The sequence below is a fragment of the Oleiphilus sp. HI0043 genome, from assembly GCF_001634935.1.
This window is the reverse complement of record NZ_LWEY01000098.1, coordinates 1-742: the sequence shown is the minus strand read 5'-3', so window position 1 is coordinate 742 and position 742 is coordinate 1. Positions and strand designations below refer to the sequence as shown.

General features: G+C 46.8%; 1 protein-coding gene. It reads right to left on the bottom strand.

The annotated features are described in order from the left end of the window. Nucleotides 1-102 precede the first annotated feature (102 nt). The coding region (locus tag A3729_RS01835; RefSeq protein ID WP_231877301.1) for a 2OG-Fe(II) oxygenase at nucleotides 103-742 on the bottom strand (640 nt) is incomplete at its 5' end.

Sequence of the window (742 nt, the reverse complement as noted above, 5' to 3'; positions counted from 1 at the left end):
AGAATCATTGAAAGTATCAGAGTTTGGGTTTACGGAGAAGTTTGTCTGCTGGTCAATTAATAATCCCTCCGTCCCCTTTCTTTACTTTTCTCTCATTTCGTTTTACTCCGGCGGGTCAACCCGGTCCGCCGAAGAAGTATTCACCCGAAACCAACCCGCAATCGAGTAGCGATCCTTTTTAGCTGGCAGCACTTCATGCGGAAACTCTTCACTAAGAAAGACCACCAGTGTCGCGAAGCTAGGAAGCACTTTTTGCCCTTCTTGATCATCCTGATCCTTGTATACAACTAACTCACCGCCATCCTCTTGCGTCCAGTCTTTATTAAAATAGGCGACCAAAGTGAGTGTTCGATTTGACTGCCCCTTAAAGGCATCCAAGTGGCGCTGATAAAAATCACCCGCACTGTAATGCGCAAAATGACTTTCGAACGAAAACAAGCCTAAGTATAAGCGCCTGTTCATATAAGACTGCAATTGAGACGCCCATTCAAGCCAAGCCTTACCCGCCTCCGTCTCTTCTGAGATCCAAGCGATTTCATCAGAGCGAACCGTCTCGTTCCTCACAAAGTCTTGCTCACGCCCTATTCCGGCTTTCTTGAATTTCTCTGAAGCTAAGCCTTTTACTTCCTGCGCCAAAGCATCAGCCAAAGCCTGAGGGATCGCCCCTTCATTGATAGAGCAGCCGGTTTGAATCAAATCTTGCGCGATTGACTCAAACAAAACTTCATTGTCTTCTGGGCTT